The following is a 24654-nucleotide window of genomic DNA, read 5'->3' as shown; positions in this document are numbered from 1 at the left end:
AAGGTTGGCGAAAGCGACGAGCTTAAAGCTACGGTAACTCCTGATACGGCAAGCAATAAAGCCGTAACGTGGAGCACAAGCAACGCTGACGTAGCAATTGTGGATGCCAACGGTAAAGTTACTGCTATTGCAGAAGGAACAGCAACCATCAAAGTAACAACTGAAGATGGTAAATTCGAAGCAACGTCCGAAGTAACGGTAACACCGAAGGATTCCAGCGGAGAAAATACTCCGGTAACGGGTGTGACGCTGGATAAAGCAACGCTGAACCTGAAGGTTGGCGAAAGCGACGAGCTTAAAGCTACGGTAACTCCTGATACGGCAAGCAATAAAGCCGTAACGTGGAGCACAAGCAACGCTGACGTAGCAACTGTGAATGCCAGCGGTAAAGTTACTGCTATTGCAGAAGGAACAGCAATCATCAAAGTAACAACTGAAGATGGTAAATTCGAAGCAACGAGCGAAGTAACGGTAACACCGAAGGATTCCAGTGGAGAAAATACTCCGGTAACGGGTGTGACGCTGGATAAAGCAACGCTGAACTTGAAAGTCGGCGAAAGTGATGAGCTTAAGGCGACTGTAACTCCTGATACGGCAAGCAATAAAGCTGTAACGTGGAGCACAAGCAACGCTGACGTAGCAATTGTGGATGCCAACGGTAAAGTTACTGCTATTGCTGAAGGAACAGCAACCATCAAAGTAATAACTGAAGATGGTAAATTCGAAGCAACAAGCGAAGTAACGGTAACACCGAAGGATTCCAGTGGAGAAAATACTCCGATAACGGGTGTGACGTTGGATAAAGCAACGCTGAATCTGAAAGTCGGCGAAAGTGATGAGCTTAAGGCGACCGTAACTCCTGATACGGCAAGTAATAAAGCCGTAACATGGAGCACAAGTAACGCTGAAGTAGCAACAGTGGATGCCAGTGGTAAAGTTACTGCGATTGCGGAAGGAACAGCCACCATCAAAGTAACAACTGAAGATGGTAAATTCCAAGCAACGAGCGAAGTAACGGTAACACCGAAGGATTCCAGTGGAGAAGATACTCCAGTAACGGGAGTGACCCTGGATAAAACAACGTTGAGCCTGAAGGTTGGCGAAAGCGACGAGTTTAAGGCGACCGTAACTCCTGATACGGCAAGTAATAAAGCCGTAACATGGAGCACAAGTAACGCTGAAGTAGCCACAGTGGATGCCAGTGGTAAAGTTACTGCGATTGCGGAAGGAACAGCAACCATCAAAATAACAACTGAAGATGGTAAATTCGAAGCAACGAGCAAAGTGACTGTATCACCGAAGGATTCCAGCGGAGAAAATACTCCGGTAACGGGTGTGACCCTGGATAAAACAACGTTGAACTTGAAAGTCGGCGAAAGCGATGAGCTTAAGGCGACCGTAACTCCTGATACGGCAAGTAATAAAGCCGTAACGTGGAGCACAAGCAATGATGAAGTATCAACCGTGGATGCCAGTGGTAAAGTTACTGCGATTGCGGAAGGAACAGCCACCATTACAGTAACGACTGAAGATGGTAAATTCCAAGCAACGAGCGAAGTGACTGTAACTAAACCGGACACCTCCGGCGGAGATGAAGGTAATAACGGCAACAACAGCGGCAGCAACCCAGGTACAGGAAGCAATGGCAGCGGCTCGAATGGATCAAGCGGCAACACCACTCCTGGTAATGTTGTTGACAATGGTTCTGGCGCTAGCTCCAGCTACAAAGTATCCTCCGCTGACCTAAACAATAGTGCAAACGGGGTTACGACCGTCGAAGTTCCAGCGAAAACGACGGAAATAAGTCTTCCTGGAAATACAGCAGATCTGATTAAGCAAAATGCGTTGCAAATCAAATCTGACGCAATTACGTTAACCGTTCCGTCTGAGCTACTTAAGCAGCTGTTCAGCAAGCTGTCGACAGAAGAGCAGCAGAACAGTACGGTTACGTTGAAGCTGTCGCCGTTGAGTAATCAAACAGCAGTCAGCATAATCAACGGCAGCAGTCAAACAGCCCATGCAGGCCTGAAACTGAGCAGCGATATCTATGAGCTGACGCTTTCGATTCAGACAGCAAGCGGCCAGGCGATTAATCTGTCGAAATTCGATGAGCCAATTACGATCCAGCTGAAGGTTGCGGCAGATACGAATCCTAAGCTGGCAGGAATCTTCTATATTTCTGATGGCGGATCCATTGAGTATGTGGGAGGCACTTATGCCAATGGGTATATGACAGCCAAGCTTACTCACTTTAGTAAATATGCCGTTCTGGAATATACGAAGTCATTCGTGGATGTTCCGGCAGGACATTGGGCGGCAGATGTGATTAAAGAGCTTACAGCTAAACAACTGGTGAACGGAACCAGCGACAGCACATTCGAGCCGGAACGTAAGGTTACCCGTGCCGAATTCACTGCGATGCTTATCCGGGCGCTCCATCTTACGGACAAAGGAACCTTGGCATTTACAGATGTGAAGGACGGTAATTGGTATGCCGAGGCCGTAGCTATCGCTGTCAAAGCGGGCATTGTCCAAGGCAAGACCCAGACCCTTTTCGATGCCAATGCGCAAATTACCCGTGAGGAAATGGTCACCATGTTGATGCGGGGATATGAAGTGGTTCATGGTCAAGTAACCGTTAATAATCCTACTTTATTTACCGACGAAGCTAAAATCTCTGCTTGGGCCGTGCCATTTGTTCATGCGGCTTCAGCAAATAAGCTGATTCAAGGACGCGAGGCAGGCAAGTTTGATCCGAAAGGAATCACAACCCGTGCCGAAGCAGCGCAGGTCATCTATAATCTGTTGAACAACTAATATCATAAAGGCACAGGATGGAAAGCAGGATGCCCTTCTTTTGAAAGGCATCCTGTTTATTTAAGAGGAGGAAAATCATGCCCAGGCTTCAAAGCGTACGTCAATTATTCATCTGTTTTGCATTAATATTACTGCTAATACTTCCGTTTAATCAGCAAGCCGATGCACATGCGTATAGTGCCAGCTACACAACGCTTAATCTGACCAAGTCCTACACTGAAATGACTTATTCAATTGATGAACTGTCCGTGATCGAACTGGCTGGTGGCGATACAGATGGAAATGGAATGCTGGATGAACAGGAATTCGAAGCAGTCAAAGATCAATTCCTCAAGTTACTTGAGCAGGATATTACTTTGAAAATAAATAACGAGCCACAGGCTTGGACACAAGTGGAAAGTGTGGTTATGGATCGTAAAGGGGATGCCACTAAAGCCATCATCAAATTAAAATTTCCACCGGTGTCGCCGGCCCAGTCCATATCTTTGACGGATCGATTGTACATGAATAATAAGGCTACTGAGAACTATGTGGATCTGATCACGATCAATTATGGTCAACAAAAGAGCACCGCAGCATTATCCGGCAGCAGCAGGGTCTGGGCAATGCAGCTCACGGACACAGAATATGCAAGCTTGCAGCAGGACGGCGAACAGGTACAGTCTAGTGCTGCCGACAATTCATCCTCGGCGACACAGACGACCGACGAAGATGCTGGGCAGTCAGTTTCTGGTTGGGTATCGTTTTTCAAACTGGGTATGAACCACATCTTGTCTGGTTATGATCATCTATTGTTCCTGTTCTCGCTACTGATCGCCAGACAAACCTTCAAGCAGTATGCAGCGATGATCACTGCCTTCACCGTTGCACACAGTATTACTTTAACCTTGACCGTGCTTGGTATCATCAATGTTCCTTCTATTATTGTGGAGCCGGCGATCGCGCTTAGCATTTGTTTTGTTGCTGTTGATAACATGGTCCGTGAGCGTGTAAGCTACCGCTGGGTTTTGACCTTCCTGTTTGGACTCATTCACGGGATGGGCTTTGCTGATATTCTTAAAGAAATGGACCTTGTAAAAAGTGAGCTTGCCGTTGATCTAGTTAGCTTCAACCTTGGCATTGAGACCGTTCAACTTATTTTGGTCGCTATCCTTTTGCCGCTTCTGGCACTACTGCATCGTTGGAAATATTCGAGACGAGCGGTACTGGGATGCTCAACACTGGCCTTTGCGCTTGGTGGTATTTGGCTGGTTCAACGCTTGTTCTTCTAATTAATGAACGAAAAAAGGTGAAGCTAAAGTGCAAGAGACGGTAATGCGAAATAAGTCATCCAAGTGGAATAGTTACATCGTGCTGGGACTCTCATTGGTGACGATGCTCATCCTATACTTCTTTTCTACTCAAGAACCTGGAGCGCTGCTGCAAAATGCCAAGCTACAGTTATTTAAAATGATGTTTGTCAGCATTATTATCGAAGCGATGCCATTTATTCTCATCGGGGTGATTATTTCAGCGTTGCTGGAGGTTTTTGTATCAGAGGGGACCATTAAGCGAATGATTCCCCGCAATCCAGTGCTAGGAATTATCACAGCCAGCGTGATCGGTATTATTTTTCCCATTTGCGAATGCGGGATGGTTCCTGCGGTTCGTCGTTTAATTCAAAAAGGGATGCCCTTATATGTCGCGACCACTTTTATTGCGGTAGGACCTATTTTGAATCCGATCGTTTTCTGGTCAACCTTCACGGCATTTCGCAACCGGCCGGAACTTGTCTTTTCCCGTATGGGACTAGCTTTCCTGGTGGCCCTTGTCTTGGGACTGATTGTCTATCGTTTCGTACACCCGGATCAGCTGAGGCACAGTAGTTCTTCCTCACACGGAGGTCATGTTCATCATGTTCATGCGGAGGGTAAGACTTCAGCTGCACGTCCTTCCTTCAGAACACGAATGATGGAAGTGATGCACCACTCGATCAGCGAGTTTTTTGATATGGGCAAATATTTGATGTTCGGCGCATTATTGGTTAGTCTGCTGCAGACCTTCGTTCCCAAGGAAAGCCTGGCGGCATTAGGTCATGGACAGGGAAGTGCGAATCTGTTAATGATGGGGCTGGGCTTCGTGCTGTCGCTCTGTTCGACATCGGATGCATTTGTGGCGCAATCGTTCACGACTAGCTTCTCCGGGGGAGCGCTCGTTGCATTTATGGTGCTGGGTCCAATGTTTAATTTGAAGGGTGTACTGATGATGACAGCTGTGTTCAAATCCCGGTTTGTCGTCGTGTATAGCGTAATGGTGATTATATTCGTCTATGCAGGCACTTGGCTGCTTGAGAAGCTGCTGCTGCAATAGGAAGGGGAATCCGAAATGGGAAAAACACGCATGTTGGTACATGATTCATTAAAACTGCTGATCCTTATGGGATTCACCGGTTACATGTTTTCTCTGGCTCTCACGGGTGAAATTCTGCTGTATATCGCACCACATCTGGTAAAATACACGGAGCTCGCGGCTGCCGGTCTATTCCTGTTCACCCTGTTTCAGCTTTACGTTCTAATCCGCTCTCGTACTCAGCCTATGGTTGCTTGTAGTTGCGATCATGGTCATGACCATGGTCACTATCACTATCACGATCATAGTCATGATCATGGGCACAGCCATGAGCCTTCCAAATCAGTTTTGAAAAATGTGATTATGTATGGCTTATTCATTTTGCCGCTAATGCTGGGCGCATTTCTGCCTAGTCAGGCTTTTGCTGGCTCCCTTACTAAGGGAGGTTTTCAACTAGGAGGAACAGCAGCCAGCAGCAATAGTATCCCTGAGGATCTAGCTGGGCTTGTCGGAACGGAATCTCCGGAACTAAAAGAACGGTTTATATCGGACAAGTACAACCGGGATTATGCCAAGCTAGGGATGCTCTTGTATCAACAAGATATCATTGAGATGAAGGATCAGTGGTTTATCGAGAGGCTGCAAGCGCTGAATTCCTTTGCAGGTAACTTTGAAGGCAAGACGATTAAGATCAAAGGCTTTATCTCTCGGGAAGATGAATTACAAGGGAACCAGTTTATTATCAATAGAATGGCTATGACGCATTGTATTGCGGATATTACTCCTTACGGGATTGTTGCCGAGAGTGCGGACGCGAGCAGTTTTGCCAATGACACATGGGTGGAGCTCACGGGCACCATTGATAAGACAACCCATCATGGCCAGACTGAAATTAAAATCATGGTCACGGATATTAACCCTTCAACTGGACCAGAAATTCCTTATATTTATCCAGACTGGGATTTTGCTTCTAAGCTGTGAATCTACAGTGCAAGAATAGATTAAAGATGGAGTGAATGTGTTATGCTGCTGAATACAGGCGGTCTTGTATTGATTCTGCTGATTACGATTTACCATATTTATTTTTTGGTGCAAAGAAAGAGCGGGCTGACTGGGAAGAGCGGCATGCTGCTAGCTTCACTGTTTGCTCTTCTTGCAGGACTTGCAGCCGGGATTATTGGGGCCCAAACCTTTGATTTAGAACTGGGGCTGTCCATGCTGGTCTGCGCATTGTTGGCTGCTGCTGCAGGAGCGGCTCTAGGGTTTCCATTCGGTCGGCAATCTGTGATTAATAGTATCCTCTCCGGTGTGATTGGCGGTACATTGGGGACGGTACTAGGAAGTTTGTTCTTTACTTCAGGACGAATTGTTTTGTCTGGGGTCGTTCTGTTCATTCTGTGCTCCTTCCTCGTGCAAAAAATAGGCGATGTATGGATCAGCAAGCCGCGTCCGAAAGCGAAGAAAGCAAACACAGTCAAGAAAACAGCAGGTAAGGCTACCTATACAAGCACTATTCTGCTAACAGCAGCAACGATCATTGTTGTGGGAGGCCTGTTATTGCAATATGACCGAATTGCTGTAGGTTCCATTGGTCAGCCCATATCTCAGACCGCAGTATTTGATGAGGACAACGATATGCAGGTGGCTACTATAGAGGTATCAGAAGCGGGGATTACTCCTAAGACTACTGAATTCATCGCCGCCAAAATGATCAAGGCCATAGTAAATGTCAAAGGGTCTGTAGGAACCGGGTTAACTCTCGTATCCAAGGACTTGAATTTTAACACTGATCTAAAAGAGGGGCAGAATATCTTTGTGCTCAGTAATCCTCAGCCTGGTACTTATGAGATTGAGATCCCGGCCAAGAATTATAAAGGGACCTTCATTGTCAAAGCAGCAGAGAAAACCAATAGCATAAACAATCCATAGTCTGATTAAGCAAGGCATGGAGAACGTCCGTAGACACGCGATAGAGGTGTTTGCGGGCTTTTTATTTGCTCAGAAGTATTTTGTTTGCCCAAAATCATTTATAGATAGATCATTGACAATTCAAATTCTAATAATTATATTATGGATATAGATAGAATTCTAACAGTTGAAGATCTTACGAAGAAAGAAGCGAACGAAATGGAGAAAAATCAATATTACCTGGAAGCTGCACCTGTCCGAAAAGCGATCACACATTTGTCTATTCCCATGATGATCGGGATGTCTGTTGGTATGATTTACAATGTGATTAATGCTTATTTTATCGGCCTGCTGCACAATACAAGCATGCTGTCAGCCATCACCCTGGGCCTGCCGATTTTCACCGTGCTGATGGCCATTGGAAATGTATTTGGCGTAGGTGGAGGAACCTTTGTCACACGTTTGGCGGGGGAGAGGGAGACGGAAAAAGGGAAGCGAATTGCTGGCTATACTTTCTATAGCAGTATTATTGCAGGCCTCCTGATTGCTCTCCTTGCTTTTCTGCTGGTGAATCCCATCGTCCAATTACTTGGTGCGGATGCTGCCACATTGGCGTATACTAAAACCTATGTCTTGACTCTGTTTGCCGGAGGATTCGTCGTTGTTCTTAATTTTGCATTGGAGCAGCTAGTGCGGTCGGAAGGGGCCTCCAAGGAGTCGATGTACGGCATATTTATTAGTACGGCGCTGAGCCTGATTTTTGACCCGTTATTTATTCTGGTGTTGAAATGGCATGTAGCTGGAGCGGCGCTGGCAATGGTTCTGGCCAATGCAGGGTCCGTGATCTATTACATCTATTACTTGGAAAAGAAGAGTGAATATCTGCGAGGGTTCCTGAAGTCATTTAAAATTTCCATTAAGGATCAGTTGGAAATCTACAAGATCGGGGTATCGGAGCTATTGCAAGCTGGTTTTCTCATTGTGAGCACACTTTTGCTGAATAACTATTCCATACTGTATGGAGACAGCGTTGTTGCCGGTTTCGGTCTGGCGCTACGGATCGCTCAGGTGCCGGAATTTCTCGCCATGGGATTGTTCTTAGGCCTGATTCCATTCTTCGCTTATAATTATTCCAGTAAAAATATTAGCAGATTCAAAGCAGGCTTTACCTATGCAGCACTTTATATTGGCGGGATCGCGATACTATTCGTGGGTCTGGTGTATCTGTTCAGAGAGCCTGTTATCCAGTTCTTCTCCAACGATCCAGAGGTGCTGAAAATAGGGACCTACATCGTAGTAGCGATGCTCATATCCGCATTGTTTAATGGTTTTACAGGATTGTTCACTAGTGTATTTCAAGCCACAGGTCAAGGACTGCCAACGATGATTATGTCCATCACACAAGGTGTTTTGTATATACCGGTCATCGTCCTGTTACATTCCATATTCGGACTGCACGGCGTTATCTGGTCCATGACAGTTACCGAAGTGATCACCTGTGTGATGGGACTGCTGTTATTTATTCCGTTTAATAAAAAAATAAAAAAATCCTTGCATTCTATCTGAAAAAGGCGTATAGTCTTATGTACAGGCGGTAATGATCGTCGGTACATAATTTGCGGTCGTGGCGGAATTGGCAGACGCGCACGGTTCAGGTCCGTGTGGTAGCAATACTGTGGAGGTTCGAGTCCTCTCGACCGCATTATAGTTTGAATGAAATGAGCTTGTAAACTGACCATTAGGGGAGTTTACAAGCTTTTTTATTTGGTAAAAGTATTCAGGCTATTATTTGTGTTTGTTCTTTTTTTGTTGGATTGTTTTACAATTATTACATGCGTTATTTCTTTACTTCTTTTATACTTGATTGTAGAATTAAACAACATGTAAATTATACGCATTTACTTCATATATACAAAAAGGAGAGCGTACTTGTGAACACTGAAAATTGCGTTACGACTGACCTGGATCTAAAAGATACCGGTTTTGGATACACCTTATCACTGATAGGTGGCAAATATAAAATGATTATTATTTATTGGTTAGCTGAACATAAAGTTATGCGACATAATGAGCTAAAAAGACGTATTGGAACCATTTCATTCAAAACATTGGGGATTACGCTAAAAGAGCTTGAGGCCGAAGGCATCATTATCCGTGAGGAGTACCCGCAAATTCCTCCGAAGGTGGAGTATTCTTTGTCGGAACGCGGGCGCTCGCTTATTCCTGTCCTTGATAAAATATGTGAATGGGGAGAGAGTAACCGTCCAGCTCTTTTGGCTAAATGAGCTAACAATATATTGTATTCATTAAATTTGGCGATCCGCGAGCGGGTCGCCTTTTTATATACCTTTTTTGTCTATAACACTCTCTAAAAGGTTCACTACTTACCTAAAAGTGCATACTTACTTTAATAATTCCCATGATATATACTCGTTCTCGAGCCGAAAATAATATTCACAAGAAAAGAGTGGTGGGTTTTATGAAAACATTAGTAGTTATAGCGCATCCAAGTATAGAAAGTTCAATTATTAATAAAAGATGGTTGGAAGAGTTGAGAAAGCATCCTGAAGAGATTACTATACATGAGATTTACAAAGAATATCCGGATGAGAAAATTGATATTCAGAGGGAACAAGAGCTGATCGAAGCTCATGATAATTTGATTTTACAATTCCCAGTTTATTGGTTTAATTGCCCGCCTTTTCTAAAGAAATGGCTGGATGAAGTACTTGCAGATGGATGGGCTTATGGCAAAGGTGGAGATAAGCTTAAGGATAAGAAAATAAGTTTGGCGGTCTCTGCTGGCATTAAATCGGAAGATTATTCGTCTACAGGCAGATACAATTACACCTTAAGTGAAGTATTACGTCCTTTTGAAGTTACTATTCTCTATACACATGCTGACTATCGACCGTTTTACGCATTTTATGGAGCGGAACATAGTCCATTAGATCAAGAAGTTGAGTTAAGCGCTCAAGAGTATATTCATTTTATTAATTCTTTGTAAGTAAAATAAGAAGTTCATAAGTTTGCTCTTGCAGCAGCTTATGAACTTTTTCTATATGCGATCACGGATGATGTGATACAGGACTAGAGCAACAAATAGCGCTGAGAGTACCCAGATTCCGTCACGGTAAAGCAAATGTCCGATTTCTTCGACATGGCTACCTACACTCCGCCCCAGTATGAAAAAAATCGTCGTCCATACAAGTCCGGTTGTGTAAGACAGTAAGGCGTAGCGACGGAACGACATTTTATTGAGTCCCATAAGATAGGGCAGGACATGCCGGATGACCGGGAAAAAGTAACCGATGCACAGTGAGAAGCTTCCATATTTCAGTATCAATTTTTCTGAGAATACAAGGTATTTATCCATCTTCTTTTTACGGCGAAGTTTATCCAGTACAGTGGCCCCCAGCAGGCGGCCAAGCACATAACCAAGCGATAACCCCGAGATGACTCCCAAATAGGTAACAATGAAGGCAGGAACCATATGAAGTACGCCGTTCGAGGTAACGCTGCCTCCAGTCATGACAATAACTTCGTCGGGGATGGGGAGACCGATGATCCCGAACCAAAGGGCAAGGAATAAAGCGGCATAGCCAAACTGCCCAATAAGCGATATAAGCGTGTCATAGCTCATTTACAGGCAGCTCCTTCTGCTAAAGGATGTGAGTCTGAAGGAAGAAGAGGCGGTTTCTTCCGACAGACGTAGACGAAGGCAGGGGGCATATTAAGAGGCACGAAATGTACATGCTCTATCTCAAACTGCTGGTGTAGCTGTTTTCTCATTTGCTGGGAGTATTGAAAAGCAATGAATAGTCCACCGGGCTTCAGAGCCGTACTAATCTGCTCCATTAGAATATCGCGTAGCTGTTGCGGGAAATTAAAAAAGGGCAGGCCACTTAATATGCAATCCAATTTCTCGTCTTCAAGCCCTTGTTGGCGTAGGGCAGTGTCCAGACGGCTGGCATCGGGATAGCTGGGAAATCCCGGGTATCTCTCAGTCAGTTTCTGCCGCAATTCAGCATCTTTCTCAAATAGAAGAACTTGCGTGTGTTTTGACTTAGCAGACGATATGTATTGCGTAATTGCGCCGCTGCCAGCCCCAAGCTCAGCAATTGCCGTTACTTGTTGCCAGGGGACGTACTCTACCATTTTTTTGGCCAGAGAAGCTGAGCTTGGTGTAATACTACCGATCTGCATGGGCATCCGAAGGAATTTATAAAAAAATAGTAAGGCGTCATGGAGGTTTCTGTGCATAGTGTTATCCTTCTTTCTCGTTGGTGCCTCCATCATAAGCAATAAAAATAAAGATCAAATAAGGGGAAATCTAAAGTTTCTTTGAAGATTTTTTTGATATTAAGGAACGAAAAAAGCCCCTTCAACTTCTGATGGAAGTGAAGGGGCCTAGTGCTTTGATATTATAATCTCGTTTTGGGCAGTTCTAGAAGAACGTTGAACTGATCCCCATGGATTTCGATTTTGATGTCACCGCCGTGCAGGTCAACAATGCTTCTCACAATAGCCAGACCAAGCCCGGAGCCTTCGGTTTGACGTGACTCATCTGCTCTTTTGAAGCGTTCAAATAATTCGTCAGCGGGAAAGTCAATTTCATAAGAAGATGTGTTTTGGATTTTAAGCAGAACCCGATGTTCAGATTCTTCAAGATAAATGTAAATTCGTGTGCCTGGAAGAGAGTATTTTTTGGCGTTACCAATCAGGTTTTCAAATACCCGCCAGATTTTATTTCCGTCCAAGTCGGCATAGATATGAGGTTGGGCTATTTTTTCTCTAACTTCAAGCGAGGTTCCCAAGTTGCTGCTGAATTCAGCAATCGCCTGTGTTAATAATGTGGCTACATCGATTGTTTGAATATCCAGTTCAACCGTGCCACTGGTCATTTTAGACACTTCAAACAGGTCTTCAATTAATAGCTTGAGCCGGAGAGCTTTGCGGTCCAGAATATCAACGTAGGAATTGGCTCGATCCGACTCAAGTTGTTCTTTTTTTAACAAATCAATGTAGTTGATAATAGAAGTTAATGGGGTTTTCAAGTCATGAGAGACATTTGTAATCAGCTCCGTTTTTAAACGCTCGCTTTTTATTTGATCCTCCAATGCATTTTGATATCCGACCTTCATGTTGTTAATGTATCCTGCCAGTCTGGGAAATACGCCTTCTCCTTGAACCGGAATTGTAGATTGAATATTGCCTTGGGCAATTTCTTTCGTGCCGTTAACAATCTGCATCAACTGAGTAAGCTTGTGTAAACTATACGGAATGACAATCAGAATATACAAAACGATATAGGGTATCCACACATACAGTTCATAATATGGGGGATAGCTAATAATTCGCCAAACTGAAACGCCTGCAATAGCTGTTAACAGGAATAAAACTAATAATTTCAGTGTAATTCGGCTGTCTACGGAAATGCCTTTCCAGACTTGAACATACTTCCTAAGAAGGTCCAAGTAAATGGATACCACACTGACCTGTTTCGGAGCACTTTTAACAAAGAAGAAGTAGCCTTTGCCTACAAGAATCAGGACAAGAATAGTAGCTGAAGAATAGCTGAACAGCCTATAAGAAAGAGAGTCCCAGTAGAACCACCCGAGGTAGAACCTAATTAGTTGAAGCGCTATCCATAAAATTGCCGTACTTAATATGACGCGAAGATCAAGAGATAAGGCGCTAATCCAGTTATTTTTTCTCGATTTTGTACCCAATTCCCCACACCACCTTTAAATATTTCGGATCCTTGGGATTAATCTCAATTTTCTCGCGAATGTTCCTTACGTGTACAGCGACTGTATTATCAGATGCATAAATAGGCTCATTCCATACGCTCTCGTAAATTTCTTCAATGGAAAAGACCTTTCCTTTGTTCTCCATCAGCAGCTCCAGAATTTTATATTCCTTAGGGGTGAGCCGGACGTCTTCGCCGTCTACTTCAACGGTTTTTGAAGTTTTGTTCAGGGCAAGACCACGTACCTGGATAATTTCCTCGCCCGCACTCATTTGAAAAGATCCCAAATTGGTAAACCTTCTGAGCTGAGACCGGACCCTTGCGACCAGCTCCATCGGATCGAATGGTTTTGTAATGTAATCATCGGCGCCTACATTAAGCCCTATGATTTTGTCGTTCGCTTCTGATTTGGCGGAGAGTAGAATAATTGGTATATTTTTATTTTCACGAATTTTGAATGTTGCTTTAATTCCATCCATTTGTGGCATCATGACATCCATGATAATGAGATGAATGGTTTCTTTTTCTAATATTTCAAGGGCTTCTAACCCATTGGACGCTGTAAAAACATCCACACTATCGCTTTTCAAATAAATGACCAGCGCTTCTCTGATTTCCAATTCATCATCCACAATAAGAATATTATTAATCGCCATTATGTTGCCACCTTCATTATTATACTACTTATACTTCCCAGTACTTCCTGGATGTATTTCCCGAAAACCAGCTTAGCAGGCTTGGAAAATGTATCCTTCAGCGTGTTAGGGGGTGTTTCTAAATCTGTGTAATACCCGTGTACGCCTAGTTGAGACATTAATTTCATAGCGCCCGGACTATTAACGGTATGGACGTAGCTTTGTACATTTAGTTGGTTTAATGCATAGACCAGATTAGGATTTATGAGCACACGGTAGGTGGGCATGGCCACCACGGAAATATGTTTTTTCTTTACAAAATCCACAATACTTGCGGCCGAAGCTCCGGATTGATACAGGGAATAGATTTTATTGGGAAAAGGATAGATGTTCATGACGGTATCGTACATTTCCGGACTATAGATTTCAGGAATAATTCGATACAGGAGAGATGCATCCATCTTCCTGGCTTGTTCCACTAAAAGAGAAAATTGCTGCTCAATCTTCTGTTTGTTCGTTTCCTTCGTATCTGTAATCAGATAAAAATCAGGGTATTTCTCCATTAAATGAAGGATATCTTTAAATAAAAGGGGTTGGAATTTTCCATCTATAAGAGAACTCTCAAATTGCGAACTAGTTAATGAATGACCAGTCTGACCAGACAGATCTGGCTGTAGTCTTTTGGACCAGTCATGTCTAGCGGCAAGCTCACCGTCTGTTGTTAGCAAAAGATCTGTTTCGAACAGGCGGTATCCTTTATTGTAGTTCGTTATAAATGCATCATAGGAGTTCGTATAACTCGATCCTTGTATTCCGCCCAAAGCATGAGCGATTAATCGGTTATTTTCCCAACCATTTATATTTTGCGAAGTAGTCTGCCCGTTCGATCCAGACCAAACGATTCCCCATCCTAACCAAATTAAACAAAACGCTATCAATATTACACTCATTATTTTCTTATCCATCTGTAATTCTCCTTTTCATATGCCGATGTAAGTCATCTTACAGGGCTGATATGAAGGACAGGTGGAGAAAAAACGAATGAAATTATGAAGATTATTATAGCATGAATGGGAGAGGCGCTAGATAAGGGGGCATATTCGCTATCTGAAAGCGCAAGGAATAGAGGTCTTGATAAGCTTAATGTCGAAAAAAGTGTAACCGCATAAAACAAAAGGAGAGGTACTTTGAAAAAAATTAGGGTAGCAGCAAAAGAGGAAATGATAGAAATTTATAAGATGGGCTATGATGTTTGGGGAGATAATCTGCCATATGAAGAATATATAACAATGTGTCAGAATTCCAATAAGTATAAAAAGGGAAAGTGGTACGTTCTTGAAGCCACAGATACAAAGCAATTATTAAGCTCCCTCATCGTATATGAACTAAATCTTTCTGAAGACCAAATTGTAAGAGGGATAGGTTCAATCGCTACCCCTTTAAATTTAAGAAAAAAAGGATATGCTTCTTTATTGGTCAAAGAAACGATAAATAAACTTGAACAGGAAGAAAAGTGTAACAACTTTTTCCTTTATAGTGATATTGAGATAGAAATTTACAAAGAATTGGGTTTTGTTGTACTACCTAATGATAGTCAAAAATATAAAGACAGTGTTTGTATGTATTACTCAAAAGAAAATGATATCGACTCCATATCATTTGGTATCCCCGATTACTTTTAAAGCACATCCTTATTGAAGTAAAGGGACACGAAAAAGGGAGGGTATGAAGGTGCATAAAAAGAAGTATTTTATTCTAGTGCTACCAACGATAATAATTGGGCTATTTTTATTCTACTTTCTTCCAGTAAACAAGAGACCTTATATTTCATTAATTCCTATTGCATTTTGGTTGATATATTATATTTGAATATATATATAAGAGCCAAGAACCTATATAAAACCAGTGTTTATAAGGGTTATTGGCTCTTATTTTTACGAGAAGATCACGGAAAGATCACATTTCTTGAAATTATACGTCTTTTAGTATCTTTCCAAAGTGTGTTTTGATGCTCTGGTTGACATTGGCCTTCATACGATTTGTAACGTGGGTGTATATTTCCATAGTAGTTTTTGCGTCTTTGTGACCAACTCTTTGCATAATGACCGGCAAAGGAACTCCAGCCTCTGTGAGCATACTAATATGAGTGTGTCGCCAAATGTGAGGGGTCGCATCTTTTTTTATGCTTGTCATTTTGACGATCCTATGCATGCGGTTTAACAACTTGATAGTTGTAAAAGGCCGTCCATCTGCATTTGAAAGTATGAATTGTCCTTCGTGGAAATCATCGTGATACTCTTTATACCTTTCATGTATTTTCTTCTGTTCTTCTTTTAATTCCTCTAACATTCTAATGATAATTTCATCGAAATCAAAGATTCTAACTGATGTATCATTTTTTGGTGGGGTCAACTCCCACACATATCGATTGTTGGTTGGGTGATAAATTGTTTTGTGTATATCGCACATATATGTTTCATTATTAACATCAGGCCACTCTAAGGCGCACATTTCCCCTGGCCTCATACCTCCAAATAACATAGTTTTGAATATCTTGTAGTCATTGTCTATGCCATGAGTTTTAGCCTTCTGTAAAAACTCTTCTATTTCATCTCGTTCAAGATATTTTTCTAAGATAGCATCCCTTTTAATTTCTTCAACTGTTTTTGGCTTTTTTGGAATGGTTACTTTGTAACATGGATTATCCGTTCTTAACTTCATTTTGATGCACCACTCAAAAACCATATTAGCGGCAGAATTGATATTGATTAATGTCCCGCGTGCATATCTCTTTTTACCATGCTTATCTTTCATTTCATCTAGTTTGTTAATAAATTCTTGATAAGTATCATTAGTATGTCTATCAACATTATGATTACCAATAAACTTATTTATGATATTGATGTAAGAAGTGGTTTTACGAACTGTAGATTTTGTAAAACCTGACTTCGAATACGTCACAAGAAATTTTTTAGAAGCATCTTTAAACGCTGTCGCTTTAACTACCTTAGTGTCAATCCCCTGGGCTAGCTTGTTATATTCCTCTTGGCACCGCCCCAGCGCTTCTGTCTTCGTTTTACCGCGCCTCGGGATCTGCTTCCGCTCACCCGTTACAGGATGGGGAGGACCCTCCAGTACGCATTTCCATACATATCCTTGCTTGTACTTCTTTGATGGTAGTTTTGAATATGATGCCATGGTGGGGCCTCCTATGATTCTTTTAACTGATTTTCGAGCTTTCTCTCTAACCTCGCTAATCTTCCGGGGTATCCTCCTTTTGTGCCATCGGTAAGTTCATATTCAAGCGCTGCATTGCAGATGTCTATGGCTTCATAAAACCGCTGCTTATTCTCGTAGAAAATAATTAAGGTCTTAAATGATGGAATAAAAGGGAGGAAGCCGTAAGTAGGGTTACGTTCATGCCAGGATTCCTTGAATCTCGGGAACAGCTCGATATCCTTAATACAGACTGCAACAAGTTTCTCAGCTGCGTCAGGTTGGATAAGATGCATAGAGTAGAGTTTAATGAAGCTGTTATACGCGAAGTGTAACTCAAAAGGTTTGTCCTCAACCAGTTCGAGGTGTTTCATGAACAAATCCTCAGTAGCCCTGTAATTAAGCCATAGATTCATATAGCCAGACATTGAATCCCTCCTGTTGACTGTAATATTTTATGTAATGATAGCTAGTCGATTTTTGTCGTATTATATCAAGTAAACAACTAGAATCGGCAGGTGCGTGCAAGATGATAAGGCGAATGAAGAGGCTACAAATCAAGAAGAAGGATGCTTTCGAATACAGAGACGTTAATCTCAAAGATGTGAATTATATAGACAAGTGGCAACGTACAAGCAACTCGCATTCTACGCTTGCCTACCATACGAGTGAAGGTTCGTTTCAAGACCCGGATATTTTGGTTGAAGCAGCTGAAACCTATAAGGATCTGGGTTTTGTGTTAATTGGAAGGACTGCTCTGGTGCAAGAATCCAAGATCGATAAGATTCAGGCCATCGAAAATAATGGATCTCTAATAACATTCAAGGACGGTACCGAATTATATGTGATGAAGCAAATATAAAAGTGAAAGTCAACCCCTTCAACGGTGTTTAGGGGGTGCTTTCGTTCGTCCTTTTTCGACAGCGTTTTCCATGTTTATGTGATATTGTATGTACTACCAGAAGGGATTGCGTATTTAGGTGGATAGTAAAAAACATAAAGTACGCACTAGAGTGTACTTATTCCTTACGAGCAGCCTAAGCCACTCGGCTATCGCCACTCCATTACATAAAGATCGTCAACCAGGCAATCGAGATAGTAAGCAATCAGATGGGCTTTTTGGAGCCTCATGTTCTTCCTGCGAAGGTTGATGTAGTCAGAAAGTTGCTGTTTGCTCATATCAATGCTATCAGCCAGCCATTGTTGATTGATCTTAATCGGACTTGTCGGCGGCTCCATATTGGCGCGCCGAACAAGTAGCTCTGGAATGCGACAGCGGACCGGAACAAGTTCCATCGCACTGCCACCTTATTATACTATTTTTTTGGATCATTTACGAACTCATGTTCGTATGTTAATATGGGTTAAAAATCCACCTAGAACTGGACGGTGACAACAATGAATCAAGAATTTGTAGATAAGTTATTAACGTTAAAAGCATTTTTATCAATAGATCCTTTGGAGTTATATGATTCTATCAAGTCACTATTAGATGAAGAAACTACTTTTGATTGTTACGATGGACAATTTTAATCAGATCCTCCAATGTCTCTACATCACGGGGGTCAGTTAAATCAATATTGTACTTCTTAACTAACTCCCTTATTACATACTCTGTTTTTTCCCTCGATAAAGATTTCTCCTCATGAAGGGTATCGTTTTGATTCGATTCAGAACTTTCGTCAATATATCCTGCCGCAATCATTAAATCAATATCGGATACATTATTATGAGCTTTACTTCCTAACTTACTGATGATTGCTGCGCTAGGCGGAGTATCGTTTTGACATCTTAATAGCCGAGAAATATATCCCGGATCGACTTGTGATATTCGTCCGAAATTATTAATCGATCTATCACCTTTAGCTTTATTTAATAGCTCGGAAAACCTCTCCTTATCAAAAATCATACTTCACCACCTCTTCTGAACTAATAATAAACTTTGGCGTTGTTTATAGGCAATAAAGCGTGAAAAAAAGTATTGTTTGTAAACAATAAAAATGACTTGACCATTGTCTATAGACATGATATATTTATGTTGTCAGTAGACAACGGAAGGCGGTGAACAGCGTGAAGATAAATTCGAAAAAGCTCTTGAAACTCGCTGAAAGCGAAGGCTGGAGTATTCCAGAATTGGCAAATCAACTAGGTGTTAACTATTCATATCTATTTAGGGTATTGAAAAACGAAAAAAATGGTGGCGGAAAACTATTCAATGGCTTGTATCAATTATGTAAGGAAAAGGAACTGAACATAGAAGACTATATTTTTTTGCAAAAAAACGTTGTCTACAAACAATGGTAAAAAAGAGGTGATCTAATGGCACTAGTAGTGATTGAATCGGCAGACCTCGAAGCAATGATCCAAAAGGTTGTGGAAAGAACCATTGAAACTCACGGCGTGCGGGTTCCAGCTGATCTTCCAGCCATATTGGATCGTTCAGACCTTAAGAAACTTCTAAAGGTCGGAGACAACAAAATTACTGAGCTGCTTAAGCGACCAGACTTTCCGGTCACGCGAGAGTTTGGCGATCCGCGGATAATGACATCACTGTTCTTTCGATGGACAGAAGAACACAGCGGCTGGATGAACAAGAATGTTGGTGAAAAATGGAACGCTCGTCGTCAAGTAATATGAAAAACCCGCCGAGCTGTACCGGCAGCGGCGGGCAGGGAATGCGGCAAGGGGAATTGCTTAAGTCAATCATACAACAGGCCTCTGTCCGATAAAACCCGCAAAACCGGACAAAGGAGATGATTAAAAGTTGGCAATCGGACAATTCGGACCAGCGTTAGAACAAGCGTTAAAGCGCTCAGGAGATACGAGGGAGAAGGCAGGGCTAATTGTTCATGCTGATGCTTCCTTGGTGGGGAAAATCGCAAAAGGAACTCGCAATCCATCCAAGCCGGTCATGAAAGCGGCAGCTGAGCATTACGATGATGGGCAATTGTATCTTGCAGCGGCAGCAGAAGTGACCGGAGGGGCGTTTGCCCCATGGCTGGACAACGTAGACCTACATAGAGCAAGTGTTCTTCTCAAATCGTTAGAAGAGATTCAAGAGGTGCGTGATGCCTCCGGCATAGCGCCAATCAGTAAAACGAATGAACAGATCAATGAAACCGAGCGTCAGCAGATCAAACTGCTTTTGATGGAGACGGTAGAGGCGATTACAGCACTGACGCATTTGGCGGCGGCTATCTGTAAGGAATACTCATTCAGTTGGCTGTCGACCTGGAAGGAACACCGCGCTGAACTGAAACTCAAAAATTACATGAAATGAGGGTTGCTGAAATGATAACACTCGAAGATTTGGAACAAGAAGCGCGTTTCGTGGCAAAGAATGCTAAACACAATCTCATGCTGGTTAAACAGCAGGCTGCAGTTATTGATCCGGCAAAGCTAGAGAGCAACATCAAGTGGCTCGAAATGATGATCGATCTGCATCAAAGGGATCTGGCAGCAGCAAAAGAACAAATGAAAAAAGCCCGCCGGGCAGGGCGGACTCCGTTGAGAACTCAGCTAAAGTATCTCGTTGCGTCCATTTTACGTGAAGATCGCAGCAAAGGCAAGGGGGAGGCGGTGTGATCAATAAAATCGGCGTTAAGCACCTGATCGGCCGTGAACTCTCTGATATTGAAGTTCAGGCTCTTGAAATGTTGAATCGTGGTGACGACAGTATTAGCGAGACTATCGCCTCCCTCATTTTAACGGCTTACCGGAATGGCGAAAAGCACGGAAAGTCGGTGGTCCTATGACGGAGCAGGATAAGGCTGAATTCGCTACTGCACTTGCGGAATTGTACGTCAAGCGTCGTCAGGAATGGTGGTCCGCCATTGATAGGGTTCAGAAGATCAGAGCGGCCATCAAGGAATACAGTCAAGCATTCCTCCTACAGCAAGATCGGATCAAACAGATAGCTACTGCAAAGTGGGATCAGTTGGTTGAAGTGATTGAACTACTCCCAGCAGACATCAAGGAAGCAACCATGCGGGAAGTAGCAAGGATTGAATGAGCAGAGGCTTCGGCCCCTGTCTCCAAGCGTCGACCCTTAGAAATAACCTTTCCTCCGGGTTGACGTTTGGAGATGCGGCTGACGCATCCAAGGTGGTGGCGGATCACATAGGTCAAGGGAGCCGAAGAGGCCGTCTTCATTGGTGCAATTACTCCCTCGCCCACCTTGATTATACATAGGAAGGAGGAACTGAATTGACGGTTAGAAGTTCAAATTCAACACTTCTGAAAAAGTTGGAGCGGACTTTGGATGATCACGAAGATTACATCCCCGCGAAAGCGTGGGAAGCTTTGGAGCAATGCTTCAATGAATTGGACGACGAGGCTGAAGAGCTGGAATCTCAGCTGAAAGAAGCTAATGAACGCATCAGAGTACTAGAAATTGAAAATGAGCAATAAAAAAACGACCCGTTGCACCGGGCCGCCTGCTCTTTGAAAACTGAATAGCATTAAAGCTTTATCACTTGCCTTTATCTTACACGATGAAGGCCAAACGACACAAGAGGGAGGGACTAGGAATGTCAACAGCTTTTTCTGCTCATATCAGCGGGAAGCCTATCGAAGTTGAAATCGTGCCTCCTACGAATTACGCACCGCCGGTTCTTTCTATCCGGCAGCAATCTGGGACCTTTCAGTTGCATGCTGACCCGGATCAATTAGCTGAAGTCGAATATGCCATTCGGACTTATCTGGAAGGCATTCGTTACCCGGAAACACCCGATCAACAAATGATCTTACATGCTGAATGCAATGCAGCAATTGAGGAGGGGATAATGCTTGAAACGTATCGTGTTGGAGCGCCTGACGCTCCGTAATTTCAAAGGGGTTAAAGAACTTGTCCTCGCTGTTAACGGCGGGGCCGCTGATGTCTATGGTGACAACGCCACTGGCAAAACAACCGTCTTCGACGGTTTTGTCTGGCTCTTGTTTGGTAAAGACAGTCAGAACAAGGCAGACTTCGAAATCAAGGGACTGGATGGTGCCGGTAAAGTCCTGCAACACAAGCTGGAACATGAAGTCGAGGGTGTTTTTCTAATTGATGGCCGCCGCCGAACCTTCCGCCGGGTCTTCTCTGAGAAATGGACGAAGAAGCGCGGTGCCGCAACAGACGCTTTCGAAGGACATGAGACGAATTACTTCATTGATGGCGTTCCAGTAAAAAAGGGAGAGTACACCGCTGAAGTGGATTCCCTCATTAAAGAAGATCTCTTCAAACTCCTGACTTCGCCTTCTTACTTCAATGAACAATTGAAGAAGGAGGATCGCCGGAAGACGTTGCTGGAAGTGTGCGGTGATCTGACGGATGCTGAGGTGATTCACGGTAATAAGGAGCTTGCATCGCTGCCGGGCATCCTCAGCGGGCGTGACCTTGATTCCCATAAGAAGGTGATCTCATCACGTTGCAGCGTGATCAATAAAGAGATCAAGGAGCTGCCGGTGAGAATCAGCGAAGTACAGCGCCAGATGCCAGATGTTGCCGAGCTGGATGAAGAGCTTCTTAAGGAAGACATCGCCATCCTGCGCAGCCGAGTTGAGTCGTGTGAAGCTGAACTGTCCCGTATCCTCTCCGGTGGCGAAGTTGCAGTACAGGAGAAGCGGTTGAGAGAGATCGAAGGCGAACTGATAGACATCAAGAGCCGGATGCACTCGGATGTTCTGGATCAGTTGGCTTTCAAGCGAGATGAAGTAAACCGGATGCACATTGAGGTCAATCGGTACCGTCGTGAGATTGAGGACAAACAGCAGCGCATTCAGCACAATGAGAGGCTGGCAACGGGGCGTCAGCAAGAAGCGGATCGGCTACGGACGGAGTTTGCTGAACTGAAGGGTATGGTTTTCGAACATCCGGAAGGTCATGATTCTCACTGCTCTGCCTGTGGACAGTCGTTACCTGAAGACCAGGTAAAAGCTGCTCATGACAAGGCAGAGGCTGATTTTAACCGCAGGCTGGCTGAACGGAAGGAACGTATCAATACCTCTGGTAAAGCAGCAGTGGCAGAAGCTCAGAAATTTGAGCAAGAGATCGTCCGGTTCCAGGGAGACATTGAGAACCTGAAGAGTGCTTTGCAACTGCTTCAAGCTGAATTGACTACTGCTGAGGCTGAACTGACTGATCTGCGAGCGGGCGTTAAAGACCCTGCTGATGATCCAGCCTATGCCAGTAAACAAGCCGAGGCAGTTGCAGTACAGCAGCAGATCAGAGAACTGAAAGCTTCCTCAGATGATGCTGCCGCAACTGTCCGCACTGATATCCGCCGGCAACGTTCCGAGATTGAGGAAATGGAGCGTGATCTTGCCAAGTTCGATGGAATCCGTCGTGCAGAGCTCAGGGTTACTGAGCTGGAGAACCAGGAGCGGGACCTCGCAGCTGAATACGAACGGCTGCAACATGAATTGTTCCTCTGCGAGGAGTTCACCAAGACGAAAGTCAGCATGCTGGATGCCAAGATCAACAGTAAATTCAAGCTTGCTAGATTCCGCCTCTTCGAAGAACAGATCAATGGCGGAATCAAGGAAGTCTGCGACACACTCTATAAGGGCGTTCCATATGACGGCGGGCTGAACAACGCGGCTCGGATCAATGTAGGCCTGGACATCATCAATACGCTAGGTGAGCATTACGGCTTCTCGGCTCCTATTTTTATTGACAATGCAGAGGGAGTTACAAAATTGGTCAAAACAGAGGGACAGATGATCCAATTGATAGTTCCTCCATCTTTTGAAAAGCTGCCCGATGAAGTGCAAGCACATTTAGTTTCAATTTATGGTAGTTCGGAGAACGCCGAGAAGAACTGGATCAAGCGAAACAGTACATTGCGTGTAGAGACGGATCAGCAGATACAGGAGGCGATTTAATGACCTTTTCAACAGGGTTGGTAAAAGTAACGGAAACCTATGCACCGATGATTGAGCGGCAACTCAGTGGCAATGGGGTTAATTTGGACGCTTATGCTCGGCAGTGCGTAGTCAATGCTATCTCTGCCATCAACACTGCTCTTGATTCGAAGGCAATCTCTTGGAATGATGAGAAACTCGACAGAAATAACATCACTCAGGTTTTAATGAATGTCGCAGCCTTGAAATTGAACGCTGCAGCGAGTCCGAGGGAAGTTTACTTCCAAATTCGGAACGTCAATGTAAAAGCGAAACCGTCCGACCCAGACAACTGGCGCAAACAGATCGAGATGGGTATCGAGGGCGACGGTAACGATGCGATCCTATCGAACTTTGGCCGGAACGTTGAGAAGGTTTATCCTTACTGGCTTGTTCGGGAAGAAGATCACTTTGTATATCCTAAATTCCGCGGTGTTGAGTACGATCCACCAGAGTGGTCACCAACAGGACGTGGAGAGGTAGTTAGGGTGGTATACCCTATTCTGCACACTGACAAGACCCTACACTATTACATTTCTGAACGAGATGATGTAGTGAAAAACCTGATAGCCCACATGAGCAACAACATGATGAACGAAACATTTGGTATCTGCGCAGACCGTTACAAGGCTACTTCTGAACAGAAAAAACAGATTGCGGCCAAGAAGGCGGAAGTTCTCAAACGTGCAAAAGATCTAGGCATTGGCGCTCTTGACGATGTGGATCTTCAGCAATATATCAGCCCTGCTTGGAGCGAGTATCAAAGCCGTGAATCGATGTTAATTCGTAAGATGAGGAACAACGTCGTTAAGAAAATACCGAAGGACTTCAACAGCGCCTATGTTGAAATGCTGCATGACGAGGTTAATGACCCGGATTACGCTGGAGTTCGGCGGGAAATCAACGAGAATGCAAATACTGAGCTTCTCGATGTTACTGTTGCATCGCCAACTCAACCATTGAAAGAAGAAGCTCCACTTTCAAATGCATCTGAGAGCGAACCATCAGACGCTAAATCTAAAGGTAATACGGATCCAAATGATTTTTCCGGGGATGTTCCTTCAATGGATACGTCGTCAACTGTAAATCCAAACGACGAAGTTCTCTTTTAGC

29 protein-coding genes and 1 tRNA gene are annotated in these 24654 nt (G+C 43.7%); 21 read left to right on the top strand and 9 right to left on the bottom strand.

The window, feature by feature from the left end:
• The 9 genes from ACFVU8_RS09855 to ACFVU8_RS09815 all read left to right on the top strand — a co-directional run.
• A partial coding sequence (locus tag ACFVU8_RS09855; RefSeq protein WP_387427130.1) for an Ig-like domain-containing protein occupies positions 1 to 2817 on the top strand: 2817 nt, incomplete at its 5' end.
• Between the two features lie 77 nt (positions 2818 to 2894).
• Entirely contained in the window at positions 2895 to 4088 is a 1194-nt protein-coding gene (locus ACFVU8_RS09850) for a HupE/UreJ family protein (protein ID WP_387427128.1), read from the top strand.
• A 28-nt stretch (positions 4089 to 4116) separates the two neighbouring features.
• Positions 4117 to 5166 carry a permease gene (locus ACFVU8_RS09845; RefSeq protein WP_387427126.1) on the top strand — a complete coding sequence of 350 codons (1050 nt, stop codon included), beginning with the start codon at positions 4117 to 4119 and terminating at the stop codon, positions 5164 to 5166.
• A gap of 15 nt (positions 5167 to 5181) precedes the next feature.
• Positions 5182 to 6126 carry a TIGR03943 family putative permease subunit gene (locus ACFVU8_RS09840; protein WP_387427125.1) on the top strand — a complete coding sequence of 315 codons (945 nt, stop codon included), beginning with the start codon at positions 5182 to 5184 and terminating at the stop codon, positions 6124 to 6126.
• Positions 6127 to 6168: 42 nt separating this feature from the next.
• Positions 6169 to 7074 carry a cupredoxin domain-containing protein gene (locus tag ACFVU8_RS09835; RefSeq protein WP_387427123.1) on the top strand — a complete coding sequence of 302 codons (906 nt, stop codon included), beginning with the start codon at positions 6169 to 6171 and terminating at the stop codon, positions 7072 to 7074.
• A gap of 198 nt (positions 7075 to 7272) precedes the next feature.
• Positions 7273 to 8619: an MATE family efflux transporter gene (locus tag ACFVU8_RS09830; protein ID WP_387427122.1), complete on the top strand. Its 1347-nt coding sequence runs from the start codon at positions 7273 to 7275 to the stop codon at positions 8617 to 8619.
• Between the two features lie 52 nt (positions 8620 to 8671).
• Positions 8672 to 8755 (top strand) — tRNA-Leu (locus ACFVU8_RS09825).
• A 229-nt stretch (positions 8756 to 8984) separates the two neighbouring features.
• Positions 8985 to 9338 carry a winged helix-turn-helix transcriptional regulator gene (locus tag ACFVU8_RS09820; protein ID WP_379468835.1) on the top strand — a complete coding sequence of 118 codons (354 nt, stop codon included), beginning with the start codon at positions 8985 to 8987 and terminating at the stop codon, positions 9336 to 9338.
• A 194-nt stretch (positions 9339 to 9532) separates the two neighbouring features.
• On the top strand, positions 9533 to 10060 hold the full coding sequence (locus ACFVU8_RS09815) for an NAD(P)H-dependent oxidoreductase (protein WP_387427121.1): 528 nt from the start codon (positions 9533 to 9535) through the stop codon (positions 10058 to 10060).
• A 51-nt stretch (positions 10061 to 10111) separates the two neighbouring features.
• On the opposite strand, the gene ACFVU8_RS09810 is transcribed toward ACFVU8_RS09815, so the two are convergent.
• The 5 genes from ACFVU8_RS09810 to ACFVU8_RS09790 all read right to left on the bottom strand — a co-directional run bounded on the left by ACFVU8_RS09810 (position 10112) and on the right by ACFVU8_RS09790 (position 14405).
• A complete protein-coding gene (locus ACFVU8_RS09810) occupies positions 10112 to 10696 on the bottom strand; it encodes a DedA family protein (RefSeq protein ID WP_387427119.1) in 585 nt (194 codons plus the stop codon).
• Positions 10693 to 11316 carry a class I SAM-dependent methyltransferase gene (locus ACFVU8_RS09805; RefSeq protein WP_387427118.1) on the bottom strand — a complete coding sequence of 208 codons (624 nt, stop codon included), beginning with the start codon at positions 11314 to 11316 and terminating at the stop codon, positions 10693 to 10695. Before ACFVU8_RS09805 ends, ACFVU8_RS09810 begins: the two co-directional genes overlap by 4 nt.
• A 161-nt stretch (positions 11317 to 11477) precedes the next feature.
• Positions 11478 to 12785, bottom strand: coding sequence for a sensor histidine kinase (locus tag ACFVU8_RS09800; protein ID WP_387427117.1), 1308 nt, complete (start codon positions 12783 to 12785; stop codon positions 11478 to 11480).
• Complete coding sequence (locus tag ACFVU8_RS09795) at positions 12760 to 13461, bottom strand: response regulator transcription factor (protein ID WP_387427116.1); 702 nt, start codon at positions 13459 to 13461, stop codon at positions 12760 to 12762. The genes ACFVU8_RS09800 and ACFVU8_RS09795 overlap by 26 nt, the downstream gene beginning before the upstream one ends.
• The gene (locus ACFVU8_RS09790) at positions 13461 to 14405 is read right to left on the bottom strand and encodes a phosphatidylinositol-specific phospholipase C/glycerophosphodiester phosphodiesterase family protein (RefSeq protein WP_387427114.1); all 945 of its coding nucleotides are present in this window, start codon (positions 14403 to 14405) and stop codon (positions 13461 to 13463) included. The genes ACFVU8_RS09795 and ACFVU8_RS09790 overlap by 1 nt, the downstream gene beginning before the upstream one ends.
• A gap of 222 nt (positions 14406 to 14627) precedes the next feature.
• Between ACFVU8_RS09790 and ACFVU8_RS09785 the strand changes: the two genes are divergently transcribed.
• A complete protein-coding gene (locus ACFVU8_RS09785) occupies positions 14628 to 15122 on the top strand; it encodes a GNAT family N-acetyltransferase (RefSeq protein WP_387427113.1) in 495 nt (164 codons plus the stop codon).
• A gap of 289 nt (positions 15123 to 15411) precedes the next feature.
• Here the strand turns inward: ACFVU8_RS09785 and ACFVU8_RS09780 are convergent, their stop codons facing one another.
• Together ACFVU8_RS09780 and ACFVU8_RS09775 are read right to left on the bottom strand one after the other, a co-directional pair.
• Positions 15412 to 16638 (bottom strand): tyrosine-type recombinase/integrase, encoded by a 1227-nt coding sequence (locus ACFVU8_RS09780; protein ID WP_387427112.1) that lies wholly within the window; start codon positions 16636 to 16638, stop codon positions 15412 to 15414.
• A gap of 11 nt (positions 16639 to 16649) precedes the next feature.
• A complete protein-coding gene (locus tag ACFVU8_RS09775) occupies positions 16650 to 17084 on the bottom strand; it encodes a hypothetical protein (protein WP_387427111.1) in 435 nt (144 codons plus the stop codon).
• Positions 17085 to 17197: 113 nt separating this feature from the next.
• Here ACFVU8_RS09775 and ACFVU8_RS09770 point away from each other — a divergent pair, with 113 nt between their 5' ends.
• A complete protein-coding gene (locus ACFVU8_RS09770) occupies positions 17198 to 17518 on the top strand; it encodes a LytTR family transcriptional regulator DNA-binding domain-containing protein (protein ID WP_387427109.1) in 321 nt (106 codons plus the stop codon).
• 188 nt (positions 17519 to 17706) lie between these two features.
• On the opposite strand, the gene ACFVU8_RS09765 is transcribed toward ACFVU8_RS09770, so the two are convergent.
• Positions 17707 to 17952 (bottom strand): helix-turn-helix domain-containing protein, encoded by a 246-nt coding sequence (locus ACFVU8_RS09765; protein ID WP_387427108.1) that lies wholly within the window; start codon positions 17950 to 17952, stop codon positions 17707 to 17709.
• Positions 17953 to 18157: 205 nt separating this feature from the next.
• The gene (locus ACFVU8_RS09760; protein WP_387427107.1) at positions 18158 to 18565 is read right to left on the bottom strand and encodes a hypothetical protein; all 408 of its coding nucleotides are present in this window, start codon (positions 18563 to 18565) and stop codon (positions 18158 to 18160) included.
• A 161-nt stretch (positions 18566 to 18726) separates the two neighbouring features.
• Here ACFVU8_RS09760 and ACFVU8_RS09755 point away from each other — a divergent pair, with 161 nt between their 5' ends.
• The 10 genes from ACFVU8_RS09755 to ACFVU8_RS09710 all read left to right on the top strand — a co-directional run bounded on the left by ACFVU8_RS09755 (position 18727) and on the right by ACFVU8_RS09710 (position 24653).
• Positions 18727 to 18960 (top strand): hypothetical protein, encoded by a 234-nt coding sequence (locus tag ACFVU8_RS09755; protein ID WP_387427105.1) that lies wholly within the window; start codon positions 18727 to 18729, stop codon positions 18958 to 18960.
• Positions 18961 to 18975: 15 nt separating this feature from the next.
• Positions 18976 to 19293, top strand: a complete 318-nt coding sequence (locus ACFVU8_RS09750; protein ID WP_387427104.1) for a hypothetical protein — start codon at positions 18976 to 18978, stop codon at positions 19291 to 19293.
• Between the two features lie 127 nt (positions 19294 to 19420).
• Positions 19421 to 19936, top strand: coding sequence for an XRE family transcriptional regulator (locus tag ACFVU8_RS09745; protein WP_387427102.1), 516 nt, complete (start codon positions 19421 to 19423; stop codon positions 19934 to 19936).
• 11 nt (positions 19937 to 19947) lie between these two features.
• Positions 19948 to 20241 carry a hypothetical protein gene (locus ACFVU8_RS09740; protein WP_387427101.1) on the top strand — a complete coding sequence of 98 codons (294 nt, stop codon included), beginning with the start codon at positions 19948 to 19950 and terminating at the stop codon, positions 20239 to 20241.
• Positions 20238 to 20411: a hypothetical protein gene (locus ACFVU8_RS09735; RefSeq protein ID WP_387427099.1), complete on the top strand. Its 174-nt coding sequence runs from the start codon at positions 20238 to 20240 to the stop codon at positions 20409 to 20411. Before ACFVU8_RS09740 ends, ACFVU8_RS09735 begins: the two co-directional genes overlap by 4 nt.
• A complete protein-coding gene (locus tag ACFVU8_RS09730) occupies positions 20408 to 20668 on the top strand; it encodes a hypothetical protein (RefSeq protein ID WP_387427097.1) in 261 nt (86 codons plus the stop codon). Before ACFVU8_RS09735 ends, ACFVU8_RS09730 begins: the two co-directional genes overlap by 4 nt.
• 194 nt (positions 20669 to 20862) lie before the next feature.
• Positions 20863 to 21066, top strand: a complete 204-nt coding sequence (locus tag ACFVU8_RS09725; protein ID WP_387427096.1) for a hypothetical protein — start codon at positions 20863 to 20865, stop codon at positions 21064 to 21066.
• A gap of 119 nt (positions 21067 to 21185) precedes the next feature.
• Positions 21186 to 21482 carry a hypothetical protein gene (locus ACFVU8_RS09720; RefSeq protein WP_175373109.1) on the top strand — a complete coding sequence of 99 codons (297 nt, stop codon included), beginning with the start codon at positions 21186 to 21188 and terminating at the stop codon, positions 21480 to 21482.
• Entirely contained in the window at positions 21445 to 23523 is a 2079-nt protein-coding gene (locus ACFVU8_RS09715) for an AAA family ATPase (RefSeq protein ID WP_387427095.1), read from the top strand. Before ACFVU8_RS09720 ends, ACFVU8_RS09715 begins: the two co-directional genes overlap by 38 nt.
• A complete protein-coding gene (locus ACFVU8_RS09710; RefSeq protein ID WP_387427093.1) occupies positions 23523 to 24653 on the top strand; it encodes a hypothetical protein in 1131 nt (376 codons plus the stop codon). The genes ACFVU8_RS09715 and ACFVU8_RS09710 overlap by 1 nt, the downstream gene beginning before the upstream one ends.
• Position 24654: the final 1 nt, after the last annotated feature.

It is taken from the genome of Paenibacillus sp. NPDC058177, assembly GCF_042883835.1.
Lineage (GTDB): Bacteria > Bacillota > Bacilli > Paenibacillales > Paenibacillaceae > Paenibacillus_AQ > Paenibacillus_AQ agri.
This window is presented reverse-complemented; position numbering and strand designations above follow the sequence as displayed.

Bases quoted from the DNA above. Each gene is read 5' to 3' on its own strand.
- ACFVU8_RS09850 (WP_387427128.1), top strand. From the start codon at position 2,895: ATGCCCAGGCTTCAAAGCGTACGTCAATTATTCATCTGTTTTGCATTA.
- ACFVU8_RS09840 (WP_387427125.1), top strand. From the start codon at position 5,182: ATGGGAAAAACACGCATGTTGGTACATGATTCATTAAAACTGCTGATC.
- ACFVU8_RS09835 (WP_387427123.1), top strand. From the start codon at position 6,169: ATGCTGCTGAATACAGGCGGTCTTGTATTGATTCTGCTGATTACGATT.
- ACFVU8_RS09830 (WP_387427122.1), top strand. From the start codon at position 7,273: ATGGAGAAAAATCAATATTACCTGGAAGCTGCACCTGTCCGAAAAGCG.
- ACFVU8_RS09815 (WP_387427121.1), top strand. From the start codon at position 9,533: ATGAAAACATTAGTAGTTATAGCGCATCCAAGTATAGAAAGTTCAATT.
- ACFVU8_RS09810 (WP_387427119.1), bottom strand. From the start codon at position 10,696: ATGAGCTATGACACGCTTATATCGCTTATTGGGCAGTTTGGCTATGCC.
- ACFVU8_RS09805 (WP_387427118.1), bottom strand. From the start codon at position 11,316: ATGCACAGAAACCTCCATGACGCCTTACTATTTTTTTATAAATTCCTT.
- ACFVU8_RS09795 (WP_387427116.1), bottom strand. From the start codon at position 13,461: ATGGCGATTAATAATATTCTTATTGTGGATGATGAATTGGAAATCAGA.
- ACFVU8_RS09790 (WP_387427114.1), bottom strand. From the start codon at position 14,405: ATGGATAAGAAAATAATGAGTGTAATATTGATAGCGTTTTGTTTAATT.
- ACFVU8_RS09780 (WP_387427112.1), bottom strand. From the start codon at position 16,638: ATGGCATCATATTCAAAACTACCATCAAAGAAGTACAAGCAAGGATAT.
- ACFVU8_RS09775 (WP_387427111.1), bottom strand. From the start codon at position 17,084: ATGTCTGGCTATATGAATCTATGGCTTAATTACAGGGCTACTGAGGAT.
- ACFVU8_RS09770 (WP_387427109.1), top strand. From the start codon at position 17,198: ATGAAGAGGCTACAAATCAAGAAGAAGGATGCTTTCGAATACAGAGAC.
- ACFVU8_RS09765 (WP_387427108.1), bottom strand. From the start codon at position 17,952: ATGGAACTTGTTCCGGTCCGCTGTCGCATTCCAGAGCTACTTGTTCGG.
- ACFVU8_RS09760 (WP_387427107.1), bottom strand. From the start codon at position 18,565: ATGATTTTTGATAAGGAGAGGTTTTCCGAGCTATTAAATAAAGCTAAA.
- ACFVU8_RS09750 (WP_387427104.1), top strand. From the start codon at position 18,976: ATGGCACTAGTAGTGATTGAATCGGCAGACCTCGAAGCAATGATCCAA.
- ACFVU8_RS09740 (WP_387427101.1), top strand. From the start codon at position 19,948: ATGATAACACTCGAAGATTTGGAACAAGAAGCGCGTTTCGTGGCAAAG.
- ACFVU8_RS09730 (WP_387427097.1), top strand. From the start codon at position 20,408: ATGACGGAGCAGGATAAGGCTGAATTCGCTACTGCACTTGCGGAATTG.
- ACFVU8_RS09720 (WP_175373109.1), top strand. From the start codon at position 21,186: ATGTCAACAGCTTTTTCTGCTCATATCAGCGGGAAGCCTATCGAAGTT.
- ACFVU8_RS09710 (WP_387427093.1), top strand. From the start codon at position 23,523: ATGACCTTTTCAACAGGGTTGGTAAAAGTAACGGAAACCTATGCACCG.